Origin of the sequence: Enterobacter sp. DTU_2021_1002640_1_SI_PRY_ASU_LCPMC_013 (assembly GCF_032389435.1) — a bacterium.
Classification (GTDB): Bacteria; Pseudomonadota; Gammaproteobacteria; order Enterobacterales; family Enterobacteriaceae; genus Enterobacter; species Enterobacter hormaechei_C.
On the sequence record NZ_CP135594.1, the window covers coordinates 79,231 to 94,306 of the forward strand.

Sequence of the window (15,076 nt, forward strand, 5' to 3'; positions counted from 1 at the left end):
CCTTCTCATACCAACCGGAGGATAGCCCATGAACATTACGCAAATTCGCAATGCCACCCAGCTGATCACTTACGCGGGAAAACGCTTTTTAATCGACCCAATGCTGGCGCCAAAAGGCACTTATCCGGGTTTTCCCGGCACGGCGCGGGCTGATATTCGCAACCCGATGGTCGATCTTCCCGTTGACGTTCAAACGCTTCTGGATGCTGACGCGGTGATCGTCACCCATACCCATGCCGATCACTGGGATCAGTACGCCGTTGAGCTGATCGCCAAATGCAAGCCGATCTACGTGCAAAATGATAGCGATGCCGCGCTGCTGCGCAGCCAGGGATTTACCAACCTGACGATCATGTCCGGGGAAACAACGTACGGCGATATCCGGATAGTGAAAACCCACGGCGGCCAGCACGGTACTGACCGCGCCTACGCGGTGCCGGAACTGGCAGAACGGCTAGGCGAAGCCTGCGGCGTGGTCTTCAGCCACCCGGATGAGAAGACGCTCTATATCGCCGGGGATACTATCTGGCGTGAAGAGGTGGCCGCCGACCTGCAAAAACACCAGCCGGATGTGGTGGTGCTTAATGCCGGTTATGCGCATGTGATTGGCTTCGGGCCAATTATCATGGGCGAGCAAGATGTGCTGAACGTCCACTTCCAGCTGCCACAGGCGCAGCTTGTCGCGACCCATATGGAAGCTCTCAACCACTGCCTGCTGACCCGCCGCGCGCTGCGCGAGTATGTTGATGCCAACGAGGCAGGTGACGCGGTGAGCATTCCCCAGGACGGCGAAACCGTTATATTCTGACTGTTAAAGGGGACAGGAGAGACAGATGCCGCTTATTAACGTTGCCATTGTCGCGGTGGACGGGTTTAGCCCGTTCCACTACTCCGTCCCCTGCATCCTGTTTGGCGACACGGTATCCGGGGAAAAGCGCTTTAACGTCACGATCTGCGCTGAAAAACCGGGATTCCTGAACTCGAAAGACGGTTTTGCCCTGCATGCGACGCAGGATTTTTCCGCGATCGCATCGGCTGAAATTGTGGTTGTACCCTACTGGCAGCACGTTCTGGAGCGCCCGCCTCAGACGCTGCTCGACAGCCTGGTTCAGGCCAGAGACAACGGGGCGGAAATTGTTGGGCTGTGTCTGGGATCGTTTGTGCTGGGCTATGCGGGCATACTCAGCGGCAAACGGGCCGCCACTCACTGGGAGTTTGAACGCCAGTTCCAGTCGCTATTTCCGGACGTCCGCCTGGATATCAACGCCCTCTACGTGGATGACGGCAATATGATTACCTCGGCGGGTACCGCCGCCGCGCTCGACTGCTGTTTGTATATCATCCGCCAGCGCTTTGGCAGCGTCGTCGCCAATCAGATTGCCCGCCGGATGATCGTCCCGCCGCACCGAGAGGGCGGGCAGGCGCAGTTTATTGCGCAACCTGTGCCGAAAGATACCCGTGATGGGCGGATTAACTGTCTGATTGACTACCTTCAGCAGCATATTTCCGAACCGCATAACCTGGACTCTCTTGCGGAAGTGGTGTCGATGAGCCGGCGCACGCTGACCCGCCATTTTATCAAAGCGACGGGCATGAGCGTTGCCGACTGGCTTACCGCCGAGCGCCTGCGGCGCAGCCAGGTCCTGCTGGAGTCCGGCAACCTGCCAATCGAAAACGTCGCCGGGCAGGTGGGGTTTTTATCAGCGGTGACGTATCGGCAGCAGTTTAAGGCGCGCTTTGGCGTCAGCCCGGCGGAGTGGCGCAAGACGTTTCGCATTAAGCCGTTTGCAGCGAAAAATAATGCTGGCGCGATGGAATAAAAAGACGTGGGCGGCTTCTTTGCCTTTAAAGCTGGCGGCAATGGGTATGCATCAGACGGGTTACAAGCACTTCTCTTCCGGTTAAGATAATCCACGTTACTTTCCAGAAGAAAAGGTAGTGGCATGAGCAATATTGAAACGCAGTTACTTGAATCAGGTTTCACCGTAAAAGAATTAGCGTACCTGAACCGAAACATTAGCCGTTATGGTTCATCCCTGCTCGAGGTGGTGCTTGAGTTAGGTAAGCGATTTATCATGGTTCTGTGTATTACTGCGGCTGTGGCCCTGATTTTCCTGGCGCTTCTTTTTTTCGCTGAACATTATAATATTGTTTCCGGAGGCATTTCTCTTGTCATCGTATTGATTATTGCCTGGTTTTTTCAACCCCCGATCATTACCTACAAAGCCTGGCGCTTCAGAAAGAAATATATTAGTTCTGTCCAGACGCATTAGAAATTAAATCAAACGAGACTTTTGCAGAGACACCCCAGCCGACAATTTTCATAGTGAGCGCTGCGCGATTCATTCCGTCGACCTTGCGGTAGAAATCCAGCGGGAGATAGCGAAACAGACGCCATGATTCGGGTTTCCGGATGGCGCCAAATACCGTATAGACGCTTGCTGCCAGGCTTACGCTGTTGAATACTCCCAGTGCTGATTCACGTTTAAATCCCATAAACTGAGCGATATCCATGACGCCATCTGCCAGCATACCTTCGGAGTTTGGTTGATGTTGAAGCGTTCTGTTAATTTCTTTTGAAATGGCATTTGCACCATCAATAACCAGAATCGCTCCTGCAAGCGCACCCACTGGATTCATTGTCATCATTGCACCAACACCTGCAACAATCTGTAACCCTGAAAGCACAACCTTAATCGATGAGATAACGTAACCGACGACTTTATTATTTTCTTTAACCAGTTCAATCTGAGCAAAAAGCTGAGCTGTACGGGAGCGAAGCATTCTGCTTTGCTCAAGAAGACTTTCGTTCTCAGCCCGAATGTTTTTCAGGCATTCCATGCACTCCTCATCACTTCTGGCCGCCCGGGTAGCACTAAATTGTTGCATCACAAACTGCCGAATATCATCCATAAATTTAATCCGTGCGAGTCCGTCGCTGAGATGTTGCCCTCCGACAATATTCGCAGTATTGATGAGCTTGCGGGCTTCAAGATTTATCATTGTTTCAGCCCATGCACGGGTGTTCTGACCAGGGAAAAGTGCAATATCCATTTTAATTTTCTCATCTGATAACCAACGTTTACAGATTATCCTGGCATCAGAAACTGGCAATAATAAATTGGATAATCTGTCGCGAGCGCAGAATTCGCCAAAGGTATATACCGACGGAAATCATCTTCGTCGTTGATGGCGATCATGAGATGGTGATTGGCTAAAATGGATGTAAGAAACATAGACTTACCCCAGCCTCTCCATCCTCGTCTCCCCCTCCGCCATCGACAGCTGATACAGCGAAAACGATCGGTGCTTCTCAATCAAATGCGCCAGCTCCGGCGAGTGGCTGGTGAGCCAGATCTGCGAATAGCGGCTGGCCTCGGCAATGAGGCTTGCCAGGGCGGGCAGCATCTGCGGATGCAGGCTGTTTTCCGGTTCGTTGAGGGCGATGAATGCGGGAGGGCGCGGGCTTAACAGCGCCACCGCCAGGCACAAAAAACGCAGCGTGCCGTCGGAGAACTCTGCCGGTTCCAGCGGCCTGCTCAGCCCCTCGCGCTGCATCATCATGCGGAAGCGCCCGCCGGTGTTGTCGCTGTAAAACACGCAGCCGGGGAAGGCCTGGTCGAGAATGCGCATCAGCAGCAGCTCGTCGCCAATTTCGACAATGGTCTGAAACGCGGCGGCCAGGTTCGCGCCGTCGCTGGCCAGCACCGGGGAACGAAAGCCCACCTGCGGCGCACGGATCGCCGAGCCGGATGAGACGGAAAACTCGTGATAAAATCGCCAGTTACGCAGGGACTCGCGCATCTGCGACACTTCGGGGTAGAGGTGCGGTTCACCGAGCTGACCGAACACCGACTCGTTCTCATACAGCGTACCGCTGTGGGTCACTTTTTCGTGATGCACGTTGTTCAGGAATACCGCCTGATTCTTACGCTTCATCAGCTGTGACGACGGGCGACGGTGCTGTCCGCCGAGCCAGATAGATTCCTCCTTGATCACCGGATCGAGCTGAAACTGTGAGGGGTAGGGCAGCTTTTCCACGAACCCGACCTGAAGCTCATATTCATAGGTTTCCGTTTCCACCGCCAGGTTCATGCGTCGCAGCTGGTCGCTGCGGGTTTTGCCCGCCCAGAACACTTTCAAAATTCCCCCCTCGTTCGCCAGCGCCTGGGAGAATTGCCCCTGCGCCGCGCTGTGCATCAGGTAAATCGCTTTATAAATATTGGATTTTCCGGTGCCGTTGGGGCCGAACACGATATTGAGCTGTTCCAGCTCAAGCGACATATCGCGAATTGAGCGGTAGTTCTGAATATGCAAATTTTTGATCATCGGGGTACTCCGCTGCGCACGCTTAAACTGTACAGAATTACAGTATTTTACGCTGAGCGCAAAAAAAAGACGACAGTGAGGGTGTCGTCTAAACGGGGTACTGCTTTGGGCCTCTGTGGGTCAACAGGGCCTTCGCTTCTTTCTTATCAGGTAACGGCCAGACGCAGACCCAAATCATCAGGATAGGGATCAAAGTAGTTTTGCGTCATCAGATACCGGTCAGGGTATTCAGCCAGATAATGCTTCAGCAGCGTCAGCGGCGCGAGGATCGGCAGCAGCCCGTCCCGGTAATGCAGGATCACATCCCGCAGTTCTCTACGCTGGCGGCTGTTCAGCTGGTTACGGAAATAGCCCTGAATGTGCATCAGCACGTTAGTGTGATTCTTCCGCGAAGCGGGTTTTTTTAGAATGGTCATCAGCTTGTCGCGATAGGCCACGAAAAACGCGTCCAGATCGTCCCACTCGTGCAGTGATGCCACGAACGGGCCAATTTCACGGTAGCCTGCCTGATGGTGCGCCAGAAGCTGAAGCTTATAGCGGCTGTGAAAGTCCAGCAGGGCACGGCGCGTCAGGCCATTTTTACGCATTACGTTCAGTTCGTGGAGAGCGAAAACGCGCTCAACAAAGTTTTCCCGTAGTACCGGATCGTGCAGGCGACCGTCTTCTTCGACGGGCAGCCAGGGGAAAGTTTCAAGGAGGGCGGCGGTGAACAGCCCGACACCCTCCTTGCGGCCCCGGTTGCCGTTTTCGTCGTACAGCCGCACGCGCTCCATGCCGCAGCTGGGGGATTTTGCACAGACGATAAAACCCGCCAGATCGCCGATTTTCGGCAGATAATCTGCCGTAAATGCGGCCATCTTCTGCGTGACGTCATCGTGCGGCGCTTTGCTGAACCGCATTTCTGTCTCGCCGCCGGTGGTCATCACCAGACGCAGCGCCGGACGAGGCGTGGGCAGGCCGATAGCCATTTCAGGGCATACCGGACGGAAAGCGACCCACTGCGCCAGCTCATCCATCACAAAGCCCATACGCTTATGCCCGCCGTCAAAGCGAACGGCGGAACCGGTCAAACATCCGCTAATACCCAGCACAGGTTTTGTTGTCATGGTGTGCACCTCCCGATCTCATACCTAAAAGTTACACAACAATGCGTATTTGTCCAAGTATTGGCGGGATTATTTTTAAATCGTCTTTAAAATCAAGAGCAATCAGCTGCCCTTGTAGGTTGAGTAACCGTACTGGCTGAGCAGAAGCGGGATGTGCAGTTTTTCATTGGTGCGGGTGACGGTGAACAGCACCGGCACTTCCGGGAAGAAGGAGTCCAGCTTTTTACCGTGGAAGTAATCGGCGGTTTTGAAGGTCACTTTATACACGCCAGGCGCCATATCCTGATCCTGCGGATAGAGCGATTTGATGCGCCCGTCGTGGTCGGTTTTACCGCTGGCAATCGGGGTCCACTTGTCCTGCTCCTGCTTCTCCAGCGTGACGGCCACATCCGCTGGCGGCATACCGGTTTGCTGGTCCAGAACGTGAACGCTCAGGGTGCCTGCCGGGGCGCTGAACGCGGCAGGCGCGAAAGCCATTGCAGCCAGCATCATCAGAGGGAGTGTCTTTTTCATCGTGTTTTCCTGTTGAGTTATCGGTGACAGGAAAACGTTAGCACTCGCTGTGCGAAAAAATATTCAACTTTTCGTGAAGATTGCCTCAGCAGAAAATAATCAGAGGATAATCACCTCAAGAGAAACCTGCTGCTGCCACTGCGCAACCTGCTTTTTCCGCGCGGCGGTAAGTTTACCGCTGGTGACCAGCAGCCATTTGCGGTCCGGGAAAATTTCCGGGGCCAGCGCGGCAGGGGGAACCGGCAGTATGTCGATGCGGTGGCCCTGGCCGGTGCGCGTCAGAGATTCAAGCCAGATCTCACACGGGTCGTTCAGATGCCAGCCGCTGATGAGGATGTTATCGCCCGGCGCTTTTTTATCGCCCTCAAGGCAAAACGAGGTATAGGCGATGAGGATGCCGTCGAGGATCTCACGCAGCGTCATGGCGGCGGCGACGTTGGCCGATATCTGGCTGCGCAACGGACGCAGCACGTTAGTGACCAGCTCTGGCCTTGGGTATTCGCGTCCGGCGTCGTAAATCATCTGACGCAGGGACTCAATTTTCCCCTCCTGCAACTTTTGCAGCATGGCCTGTTGCAGGGTTTGCCAGTTATTGGCGCGGCGCGGCGCAGGGCGTTCCAGCAGTGATTTTACCTGACCGATGGGTACGCCTTTTTTTACCCAGTCGAGGATTTTCAGCGCCTGCTGAACGTCCTCATCGCTGTACAGGCGGTGACCGCCGTCCGTACGCTCGGGTTTGAGCAAGCCATAGCGTCGCTGCCACGCCCGCAGCGTGGTGGCGGTGATGCCGCTGAGTCTGGCGAATTCGCCGATGGAGTAAGCCATGTCTGCATCCGAAGAGAAGGAGTTGTCTCAATATACTACGAATATTCCCCGACGGGATGAAGCGCCGCACGGGTGCGCTACACTTAACGTCCAACCGCGTAAATGAAAGGAGTTCTCATGAGGCTATGGCCTGTCGTTACCGGTGTCGCCATTGCGCTGACGCTGGTTGCCTGTAAATCTCCCACGCCGCCGAAAGGCGTGCAGCCCATTACCGGCTTTGATGCCAGCCGCTATCTCGGCAAATGGTATGAAGTCGCCCGACTGGAAAATCGCTTCGAGCGCGGTCTGGAACAGGTCACCGCGACATACGGCAAGCGTAGCGATGGCGGTATCAGCGTACTGAACCGCGGCTACGATCCGGTGAAGAAAAAATGGAATGAGAGCGAAGGAAAGGCGTACTTTACCGGCGAACCGACCACGGCTGCGCTGAAGGTATCGTTCTTCGGCCCGTTCTACGGCGGCTATAACGTGATCAAGCTGGATGATAAGTACCAGTACGCGCTGGTCAGCGGCCCGAACCGCGACTATCTGTGGATTTTATCGCGCACCCCGACCATTCCGGATGCGGTAAAACAGGACTACCTGAACACCGCACGCGAGCTGGGCTTCTGGGTCGATCAGCTGGTGTGGGTGAAGCACTAACCTACTGATACGAAAAGGTGATGCTTGCCAGGGCGTTGGCCGAGCCGGGGACCAGTTCACCGGTTCGGATGTACTGCGCCTGGAACGGCAGGGACAGCGTTTGTGCCGAGCTGGTGGTCTGAATGAAAAACTGTCCCGTCGTACCTGCGGACGAGCTGTCCGGCCCCATCATCAGCGGCCCGGTACCGTTATAGAAAAACTGTACGCCAATGCCGGAGGCCGTGGAGTCCCCGGTCAGCGTCACGACCGACGAGGTATTTGACGGTGTGGTCTGATCGGTCATCACTGCGTTAACCGCCACGTTCTCATCGCAGGTCAGGCTGACGTTAAACTCCCCCGACGGCGAGGTGCTGCCTACGCTGGGCAGCGTGTGAACATCAATGGTGCCCAGGTCGACGTTGGCGCTTTTCGTGCCTACCGTGCAGCCGCTTGCCGTCACCGTGATGGTGGTGGGGTTGATGATCACCTGCGCGGTTTTCACTTCGTTGTTATAGGCCGTCAGGATCGCCGCGTTAATGGTCGGGGTCTGGTATACGCCGGATTTCAGCGGAACGCCGGTCTTGATAAACGTCACTTTTGCCGACCAGCCCAGTGCGGTGGCGTAACCGTTAGTCCCATCGGCCGGATAGCTCTGCGTAATGCCCGTCTGCATCGGGACATAGGTGGTGCCGTTATAATCTTTAAGCCCAAGAATGAAGCCGATGCCGGGCACGCCCGTTTCAAATACCATGTAATTTGCGCCATCAAGAATAACCGTGATGCCGGTGGCGGTTATACTGCTGCTCGGCTCCAGCGTCCCTTTAGAGCAGGTAAATACCAGGCCGCACCAGAACACTTCCGAGACGCTCGCAGAGGCGCTCCATTCAGAGCCGATCGTCTTTCCAGGCACGATGGAGTCTGCCGGGCCGGACCACGACATGGGCGTTGGCGAGAGGGTGATATCCGATGTCCAGGAGAGGGCAAGTGCCTGAGAGGACATGAAAAACAGGGCTAAAAACAGTAAACGCATTATTGATACTCCGTCGTCCAGGTTGCCACTGCCGAAACGTCTCCGGCATTGACCGGCGCACCCGTGGCGGCCAGTCGCGCATAGAAGGTCATTTTTACGCTGTCATCCCCCGCTGCGCCGTAAGCAGCGGTTTGGGTGTCCAGCGGGATAAGTACGCTGTCTTTATCCAGAATCTGCACCGCCACGCCGGTCGCGCCGCCGTCAGCGACTTTCAGAAGCTGCGGGTTTTCGTCATCCGGCGTACCGCTGAAGCGGACTTTCACACCAGCAAAGGTGGGGCCGCACGCTTCAAGGGTGAGCGTGAAGGGCGTTTTGATATTGCTGACCGCGCCCGCCTCGCTAAATTGCTTCACGCCGAGGGTGCCCAGCGGCACGTTTTGCTCCTTCGAATCTTCCGAGACAATGCAGGTATTGCCGATCACGTTGCCGGTCACGGAAACCAGCACGTCATAGCCGCGCGCGGGAACGGTGATGAACATCAGCAGGATCAGGGGGAGGAACCGGATGGTTACTGACATATGACCTCCTGGGAATAAAGCCCGGTGCGGGCGTGATAATTCTGCGGGTTCAGCGCATAGCGGATCGTGCAGCGCTGGGCGCTGTTGCGCCCCCATACGGCATGCAATGATCCCTCCGCTGACAGGCCGGTCAGATACACGCTGCCGCCGTCGCCGACGATACCGCTGGCTTTGTCATCCTCTGACGAGACCAGCGTACCGAAGGGGAGCACGTCTTTAGCGTGACGTACGATAAACATCGCTTTTGCCCCCTGACGCGTGGTGAGGGTGGCGCGAACCAGTGCCCCGTCGGTGGGGATTTTATTGGCGATGGCGTTCTCAAGTTCCACGTCATTGCCCACGGTGGTGACATCCAGCGCAACCTGATTAACGCGATATGGCGTGGCGTATGGGATCACCGCATAGCCCCGGCTGTCGGTTTTGATGCCCTTGTGGTTGAGCACGGCGACATGGCTGGCGCCCGGGGCTTTCACCAGAATATTGGTGTTCCCGAGCGGCTGGCTCAGCGTCAGACCATCCTCATGCAGCACCGCACCGCCGCTCATCCCGTAACTGAGGTTGCGGGAGTCACCGGCGTAGCTGTAGCCCAGGTTATAGTCTCCCCACGCGCCCTCGTATTGCAGCGCGGCATCGCCGCCGTAGTGCTGCTGCGCGCTGTAGCGCTGGTTGACGCTATAGAAAAGATTCTCCTGCCCCGGCAGATAACCACTGACACCGGTACTGGCGGTGGTGCCAGCGGGATCCGCATGGGTAGCGGTAAAACGGAGACGGGTCGACAGCGCCGGGTTACCCAGCGGCACCGACAGGGACAACGCGAGGATATTGTCTTTCTTGTTGTCGTACAGGCCAGAGCTACGCTGGGCGCTGATGCCAAGCGACAGGTTACGAAACGTCGCGTTCCACGCGAACTGCAAACTTTGCGTGGTTTTTGACGTATTCCAGTAGGTTTGTTGATCCCAGGACAGCGACAGCGCGCCGTATTCGCCCATCGGCTGCGACAACAGCAGCTGATTTTTTGCCTTACGCGACATATGCAGGTTGTAAACCGTGTCGTAGTGAGTGGTGACGGTGCCATCGTCTTCCACGGTCTGTTTTGGCGCTCCGCCCGCCATGCCTTTGTAAGTGGTATCGCTGAGGGTATAAAACCCTGCCGTTGAGTAACGCAGCGAGAAGAAATTGACTCGCGTACCGATATCGTTCAGCAGCTTGCTGTACCGCAGGCGCACCGAATCACCGGTGTAGTGCTGGTTATCAGCCAGCTGGCTGCGGGCATGGGTGAGGTCGAGGGAGTAGGCGCCAAAGCGGCCGAGATTCTGCCCGATACCGAAGGCCAGGCCGTTGTAGCGATCGGAAAACTGCGCCCCGCCATAAAAGGTGAGGCCGTATCGCCAGCCCAGGAACAGCTCGCCCTGCGCGAAGGAGGGCGAGATCTGATTGCCCGCAGGGCGGTATTTCCCCGCACCCAGAGCATATTTGACCTGACCGTTACGCACCAGATTCGGCACGCTGGCAAAGGGCAGGGTGTATTGCGTCTGGCTGCCGTCGCTCTCCTGAATGGTGACCGCGAGATCGCCGCCGGAAGAGGTCGGATAGAGATCTTTCAGCACAAACGCCCCCGGCGGAACGGAGGTTTGATAGATGACGTTACCGTTCTGGCGAACCGTCACCGTGGCATTGCTGCGCGCGATGCCACGCACTTCGGGCGCGTAACCGCTCAGGCTGGCGGGCAACATATTGTCATCGGTCTTCAGGGCAACCCCACGCAGGCCAACGGCGTCAAACACCTGCGATGAGGTGAACGTTTCACCGGCATAAACCTGGGCACGCAGGGCGCGGATATCCCGCTGTAGCCAGGTCTGGACGTGGGTGAGCTCGTTACTCTCTTTGGTCCACGTGGTGAAATCACGCAGCCGCCATGCGCCCAGGTTGGCGCCGCTGTTGAGGCTCACAAACAGCTGTTGTTCCCGCGTGCGCGTCTCGCCCCGGTAGTCATTATTCGCGCCATTGACCACATAGTTCAGCCAAGCGGCAGGGATGCCGGACTCCCAGCTCTCCGGGCTGACGTACCCGCGCGGCAGAGCGCGCATCGCGCTTTGCGGTACGGTGAAGTTGAGGGTAAGCGTCCTCTGGTCAAAATCAAACCGGGTATCGGCGAATGACCGGGTTAAAAAAATGCAGCGCTGCGCAGGCGGCAACTCACCCCCTTTAGCCTGACGGCTGTCGATGCCAAGTGCGGCGAATTGCGCAGGCGTAAGGCACGGCAGGGCTTCACCGGCGGTGTTTTCAGCGACGCGAAACGTGACGTTACCTGTGAACGCGAACTGGGTGTTGATATACACGTTAAGATTGTACTCGCCCGGCGGCAACGCGCTCCCGGCGTTGACCCAGGCGAGATCGGCGCTGTTGGCGCGCTCGCCGTTGAGAAACGCAGGATTAAATTGCAGCTCGCTTTCGGCAGCCACGGCTTGCCGAATCACCAGGGCGATCGCCGTGGCGCACAGGATTTTAATTTTCATGTGGTCACGCCTTACTGTTTTTATTATTGGGACAATGACGTGCGGGTAACGGGCGTCCAGGCGCCATAATCGTTAATCGTCTGGTAGCTTAAGCTGCTCGCATGGCTGAAGGTGTCTGCCAGCGTCACGCTGGATTTCGGCGGCACCATGACGGGCGACACCGGCCTGCCATCAATTTTCACGTTAATGGTGGTGAGGTAATACGGCGTTGGGTTGGTCAGCGTGACCTTGCCCGCGCGGTAGGCGCCGGCAAGGTTTTTCCATGCCTCCCCTGCACCTTCCCTGAGCCGCTCCGGGCGATAAAAGACCTTGATGCGGTTGGCAGAGGCGAATTGCAGCGAATTGCCGGAACCGTTTTTAACCTGCTGTGGGATAGCTTTGACCGTCATCCAGTACAGCGTCTCGCGATCGGCTGGCAGGGTGTCGCCGCTGAACATGATTTTCACCGCGCTTTCGCTGGCGGGCTTCATGACGTACAGCGGCGGCGTGATGACGAAGTCGTTGGTACGGCTCCCTTTCTCGTCTTCCATCCATGACTGGATCAGAAACGTGGCATCAGGGTGGGTATTTCTTACCTGCATCATCGTCTGCGCTGCCGCGCCGGTGTAGATCAGCCGCGTTGCGCCTAACCCCACGCCGCCTGCGTACACGGCGGATGAACATAACGTGCCAGCCAGACAAATCCATGTGTTTACGCGCATAGTGCGTCTCCTGAAAGCTGAGTAAGACCCGGCCAGCAGACCGGGCCTGAAGATTACGAATAGGTCACGGTGTAGGTGGCGACCGCGCTGGCATCACCCGCCGTGGCGTTGCCCAGTGGGGAGTAATATTTCGCGCTGAAGTTCAGGGTGTTCGCCCCCGCACGCAGGGGGATCGCTGCTGCCGGCTCACCCAGCCTGACGACGTTGCCCTGTTCGTCATAAAGACGGATAGCGACATGCTGCGCCGAGCCCGCGCCGCCGTTTACTCCCGCGGCCAGGCTATTCACATCGGTATTGTCCGGCGTACCGGTGAAGGTGATAGCCACGGTCGTTGCGGCAATAGGGTTCTCTTCCGTGGACGCGGAAGTATCGGCGATTTCGCAATCTTCCAGCGTGATGGAGAAGGCTTTTGCGGTACTGGCTTCACTGCCTGCGGCAGCCAGCGTGGCGGTACGCACTTCCCCCATGTCGACGTCGATATTGGCGCTACCGGCGCTGATGGCACAGGCGGAGGTCACCACTTTACCGCTGAAGTTAACCGTGCCGCCGCTGGTGGTGGCGGCCAGTGCTGAGCCCGCTGGCAGCAGGGCGGCAATGCTTAATGCCAGCAGAGAATGGCAAGTAAGGCGTGCTTTCATTTCATAGTTCCTTGATTTTTTTATTACGAGATTTGCTCTGAAAGCGGCAGGTCTAACTGGTTAAAAAGACCAGCAAATCTGTCTTATTCCTGAGCCCGAGTTTCCTTATCGCTGAGCTTTTTAAGGCGCTCACGCGGCGATAAGAAAGTTTCTCCAGTTCTGCGATGTAACGTATATCCAGTCCGTTCCTGAGTTCCTTTAATACCCTCCTTTCTCCAGGCGTCAGCGATAACGCCGCTGGCTGCTTTTGGGGCCGATAATGGCTATCGACCATTTTTGCTAGCTTTATCCGCCACTGATAAACCGTGTTCTGTAGCGAGATATAGGCATCAATATCTTCCCGGACCCATAACAGGGAATGGGCAGAGGTTGAGTACAGGCAGATAATCACTTCAGGCTGCGTGACTTTGATTTTTTTTAAATATTTCAGTGAGTCATACCCTGTATGGTATTTCTCTGCGCCGGATATAAATAAGATATCGATACGAATCGACGACAGCGCCTTATCCAGTTCCTGATAACCTCCTTCGATGATAATGATGTGAAGGTCGTCGCGGATGCTGCTTAATAACGTTTTAATGCCGTTTCTTGCATAATGATCGCCGCCCATCAGTGCAACAGTTATATGCTGTGTTATTTGGCTATTGTTCGTCATGTTATTCCTCGATTTATAATAGTAATCAGGCGAATTATTTATAAGGTTATCGCCAGTATTCTCGAAGCAATGACGTATTGCATACTGTAGGCCTACTATACGTCGGCCAATAAAGAGGTAATCTGAATTAATCTAAAATTGTATTAATTACTAAGATCGAGACCGGTTACGACGCTTCCCTCTGATTGGTCTTATTCCGCTTCGCTTTCTGTAAATTATGATAGCCGCTATTTTTAATGAAAATTTAGCTTTGATAAATGTTTTGTAAGGAGTTTGTCGTCTGGTGTCAGTGCGGGTGTGAAGTTGCTGACGGGGAATAACAATTTACGAATGTTATCATCGATAAAAACTGATAGAAAGGTGGCTTAAAAGCATACAAAAACCATGTAAGTTATTGATATTGGTCAGGTTGAGAAAACTTAAGGCTTAAGGGTGCTGAATATTTCAGACACGCATGTCCGTGGCGTACAATGTTTTTTTATGTAGATATTTGTCAATGTCAAGAGGCGAGGAGTGCGCCAAAAGGTGAGGCCCTGATAAATGAGATGCTGCCGATAGTCAGATACTTCTGTGGATCGGAAATTCACTTCACAAAACATCATAATGAAGATGATCGCGGATGAAGCGGCTCTGCAAGCCGCATTCTACAAGGGTTGAGTTCTTATGCAGGTTCAGTGAAGCTTAAGGGATGAAATATAAATTAAGATTTTTCGCCAATGGCGAAGATATACAGCATGACGTTAATCAGTCACATTAATCCCGACGTGAATGTCATCCCATACATGCTGTGACCCAGGTTCAACATCTGTTAACCGGAGAATTCATACTGCCCCTATGCATAAGCATTACGTTATAAATAATATCGTCGAATTTCATCCTGCGGCCAGCACGTTACGTGATATCAACAATCCTGACCGTGTGGTTGTGTTAAATTCGCCAGCAGGCCGATGCCTGTTGTTATTAATCGACAGAGCGGGGTCGATTGTCACTCAGCAAGAGTTCCTTGATATTGTCTGGCAAAGCCGCGGCATGCTTGTCTCCTCCAATACCTATTACCAGAACATCTCCATCCTGCGCAAAGGGCTCAAAAAGATTGGTTTTGAAACTGACCCTATCGTTACCATTCCGCGGATTGGGTTGACGCTGGCAAGCGACACGCAAATAACCGTCAGAGAGTCTTCACCTGTCGCGCCTCAACCCGCAGAGGAACAATGTGTGGAGGCGCCAGCGATCGAGGAGGTCTCTGCATCCTCCGAGCCAGCAACGCCCGTTGCCATGAAGCCCACGCGCTGGCTGGCTGTCGTCATGGGGCTATTGATCGTCCTGGCCGGGGCAGGCGTGACGGGATATATGAACGCCACAGAAAACCGTTTTGTTGAGGATTACCGTTTTGCGGCATCCGTCGGAGCCTGTCGCGTTTATCTTGCGAACGACATTCAGACTCACGCTGAACGCGCTTCAGCGCTGACCTATGTGGAACAATTCAAGGCTGAATGCGCGCAATATCCCTGGGTTTACATCAGCTGGTACGCTCTGCTTCCTCGTGCGTCGGTTATTCGCTGCGACCGGCCAATGAAAGAACCGAACCGCTGTATATCTGATTATTTCCTGAAGGATAGCTAGC

16 protein-coding genes are annotated in these 15,076 nt (G+C 55.1%); 5 read left to right on the plus strand and 11 right to left on the minus strand.

The window, feature by feature from the left end; all coding sequences use genetic code 11:
• The first annotated feature begins 28 nt into the window (after positions 1-28).
• From RS584_RS00385 to RS584_RS00395, 3 genes are all read left to right on the plus strand, one after another.
• On the plus strand, positions 29-808 hold the full coding sequence (locus tag RS584_RS00385) for an MBL fold metallo-hydrolase (RefSeq protein ID WP_315748748.1): 780 nt from the start codon (positions 29-31) through the stop codon (positions 806-808).
• A 25-nt stretch (positions 809-833) separates the two neighbouring features.
• A complete protein-coding gene (locus tag RS584_RS00390) occupies positions 834-1,820 on the plus strand; it encodes a GlxA family transcriptional regulator (RefSeq protein WP_315748749.1) in 987 nt (328 codons plus the stop codon).
• Positions 1,821-1,943: 123 nt separating this feature from the next.
• A complete protein-coding gene (locus RS584_RS00395; protein WP_033487007.1) occupies positions 1,944-2,273 on the plus strand; it encodes a hypothetical protein in 330 nt (109 codons plus the stop codon).
• Here RS584_RS00395 and RS584_RS00400 read toward each other — a convergent pair.
• From RS584_RS00400 to RS584_RS00420, 5 genes are all read right to left on the minus strand, one after another.
• On the minus strand, positions 2,251-3,054 hold the full coding sequence (locus tag RS584_RS00400) for a DUF4225 domain-containing protein (RefSeq protein ID WP_315748751.1): 804 nt from the start codon (positions 3,052-3,054) through the stop codon (positions 2,251-2,253). The two genes, RS584_RS00395 and RS584_RS00400, sit on opposite strands and share 23 nt — an antisense overlap.
• Positions 3,055-3,240: 186 nt before the next feature.
• The gene (locus RS584_RS00405) at positions 3,241-4,329 is read right to left on the minus strand and encodes an AAA family ATPase (RefSeq protein ID WP_023295682.1); all 1,089 of its coding nucleotides are present in this window, start codon (positions 4,327-4,329) and stop codon (positions 3,241-3,243) included.
• Positions 4,330-4,475: 146 nt separating this feature from the next.
• On the minus strand, positions 4,476-5,435 hold the full coding sequence (locus tag RS584_RS00410; RefSeq protein WP_193042207.1) for a YbgA family protein: 960 nt from the start codon (positions 5,433-5,435) through the stop codon (positions 4,476-4,478).
• A 102-nt stretch (positions 5,436-5,537) separates the two neighbouring features.
• Positions 5,538-5,948: a hydroxyisourate hydrolase gene (gene uraH / locus RS584_RS00415; RefSeq protein WP_017693985.1), complete on the minus strand. Its 411-nt coding sequence runs from the start codon at positions 5,946-5,948 to the stop codon at positions 5,538-5,540.
• A gap of 99 nt (positions 5,949-6,047) precedes the next feature.
• Positions 6,048-6,773 carry a MerR family transcriptional regulator gene (locus RS584_RS00420; protein ID WP_315748752.1) on the minus strand — a complete coding sequence of 242 codons (726 nt, stop codon included), beginning with the start codon at positions 6,771-6,773 and terminating at the stop codon, positions 6,048-6,050.
• A gap of 117 nt (positions 6,774-6,890) precedes the next feature.
• On the opposite strand from RS584_RS00420, the gene RS584_RS00425 reads away from it, so the two are divergent.
• Positions 6,891-7,415 carry a lipocalin family protein gene (locus tag RS584_RS00425; RefSeq protein WP_315748753.1) on the plus strand — a complete coding sequence of 175 codons (525 nt, stop codon included), beginning with the start codon at positions 6,891-6,893 and terminating at the stop codon, positions 7,413-7,415.
• Between the two features lies 1 nt (position 7,416).
• On the opposite strand, the gene RS584_RS00430 is transcribed toward RS584_RS00425, so the two are convergent.
• Genes RS584_RS00430 through RS584_RS00455 form a run of 6 tightly spaced genes read right to left on the minus strand, consistent with a single transcriptional unit; the run spans position 7,417 to position 13,452 of the window.
• Positions 7,417-8,424, minus strand: a complete 1,008-nt coding sequence (locus RS584_RS00430; RefSeq protein ID WP_032104015.1) for a fimbrial protein — start codon at positions 8,422-8,424, stop codon at positions 7,417-7,419.
• Positions 8,424-8,942, minus strand: coding sequence for a fimbrial protein (locus tag RS584_RS00435; RefSeq protein ID WP_047726340.1), 519 nt, complete (start codon positions 8,940-8,942; stop codon positions 8,424-8,426). The genes RS584_RS00430 and RS584_RS00435 overlap by 1 nt, the downstream gene beginning before the upstream one ends.
• Complete coding sequence (locus RS584_RS00440) at positions 8,933-11,458, minus strand: fimbria/pilus outer membrane usher protein (RefSeq protein WP_315748754.1); 2,526 nt, start codon at positions 11,456-11,458, stop codon at positions 8,933-8,935. Before RS584_RS00440 ends, RS584_RS00435 begins: the two co-directional genes overlap by 10 nt.
• Before the next feature lie 23 nt (positions 11,459-11,481).
• On the minus strand, positions 11,482-12,159 hold the full coding sequence (locus RS584_RS00445) for a molecular chaperone (protein ID WP_315748755.1): 678 nt from the start codon (positions 12,157-12,159) through the stop codon (positions 11,482-11,484).
• 53 nt (positions 12,160-12,212) lie between these two features.
• Positions 12,213-12,797, minus strand: coding sequence for a fimbrial protein (locus tag RS584_RS00450; RefSeq protein ID WP_315748756.1), 585 nt, complete (start codon positions 12,795-12,797; stop codon positions 12,213-12,215).
• A gap of 52 nt (positions 12,798-12,849) precedes the next feature.
• Positions 12,850-13,452, minus strand: coding sequence for a helix-turn-helix domain-containing protein (locus RS584_RS00455; protein WP_015570068.1), 603 nt, complete (start codon positions 13,450-13,452; stop codon positions 12,850-12,852).
• An 834-nt stretch (positions 13,453-14,286) separates the two neighbouring features.
• Here RS584_RS00455 and RS584_RS00460 point away from each other — a divergent pair.
• The gene (locus tag RS584_RS00460; protein WP_315748757.1) at positions 14,287-15,075 is read left to right on the plus strand and encodes a transcriptional regulator; all 789 of its coding nucleotides are present in this window, start codon (positions 14,287-14,289) and stop codon (positions 15,073-15,075) included.
• Position 15,076: the final 1 nt, after the last annotated feature.

Bases quoted from the DNA above. Each gene is read 5' to 3' on its own strand.
- RS584_RS00385 (WP_315748748.1), top strand. From the start codon at position 29: ATGAACATTACGCAAATTCGCAATGCCACCCAGCTGATCACTTACGCG.
- RS584_RS00390 (WP_315748749.1), top strand. From the start codon at position 834: ATGCCGCTTATTAACGTTGCCATTGTCGCGGTGGACGGGTTTAGCCCG.
- RS584_RS00395 (WP_033487007.1), top strand. From the start codon at position 1,944: ATGAGCAATATTGAAACGCAGTTACTTGAATCAGGTTTCACCGTAAAA.
- RS584_RS00400 (WP_315748751.1), bottom strand. From the start codon at position 3,054: ATGGATATTGCACTTTTCCCTGGTCAGAACACCCGTGCATGGGCTGAA.
- RS584_RS00405 (WP_023295682.1), bottom strand. From the start codon at position 4,329: ATGATCAAAAATTTGCATATTCAGAACTACCGCTCAATTCGCGATATG.
- RS584_RS00410 (WP_193042207.1), bottom strand. From the start codon at position 5,435: ATGACAACAAAACCTGTGCTGGGTATTAGCGGATGTTTGACCGGTTCC.
- uraH (WP_017693985.1), bottom strand. From the start codon at position 5,948: ATGAAAAAGACACTCCCTCTGATGATGCTGGCTGCAATGGCTTTCGCG.
- RS584_RS00420 (WP_315748752.1), bottom strand. From the start codon at position 6,773: ATGGCTTACTCCATCGGCGAATTCGCCAGACTCAGCGGCATCACCGCC.
- RS584_RS00425 (WP_315748753.1), top strand. From the start codon at position 6,891: ATGAGGCTATGGCCTGTCGTTACCGGTGTCGCCATTGCGCTGACGCTG.
- RS584_RS00430 (WP_032104015.1), bottom strand. From the start codon at position 8,424: ATGCGTTTACTGTTTTTAGCCCTGTTTTTCATGTCCTCTCAGGCACTT.
- RS584_RS00435 (WP_047726340.1), bottom strand. From the start codon at position 8,942: ATGTCAGTAACCATCCGGTTCCTCCCCCTGATCCTGCTGATGTTCATC.
- RS584_RS00440 (WP_315748754.1), bottom strand. From the start codon at position 11,458: ATGAAAATTAAAATCCTGTGCGCCACGGCGATCGCCCTGGTGATTCGG.
- RS584_RS00445 (WP_315748755.1), bottom strand. From the start codon at position 12,159: ATGCGCGTAAACACATGGATTTGTCTGGCTGGCACGTTATGTTCATCC.
- RS584_RS00450 (WP_315748756.1), bottom strand. From the start codon at position 12,797: ATGAAAGCACGCCTTACTTGCCATTCTCTGCTGGCATTAAGCATTGCC.
- RS584_RS00455 (WP_015570068.1), bottom strand. From the start codon at position 13,452: ATGACGAACAATAGCCAAATAACACAGCATATAACTGTTGCACTGATG.
- RS584_RS00460 (WP_315748757.1), top strand. From the start codon at position 14,287: ATGCATAAGCATTACGTTATAAATAATATCGTCGAATTTCATCCTGCG.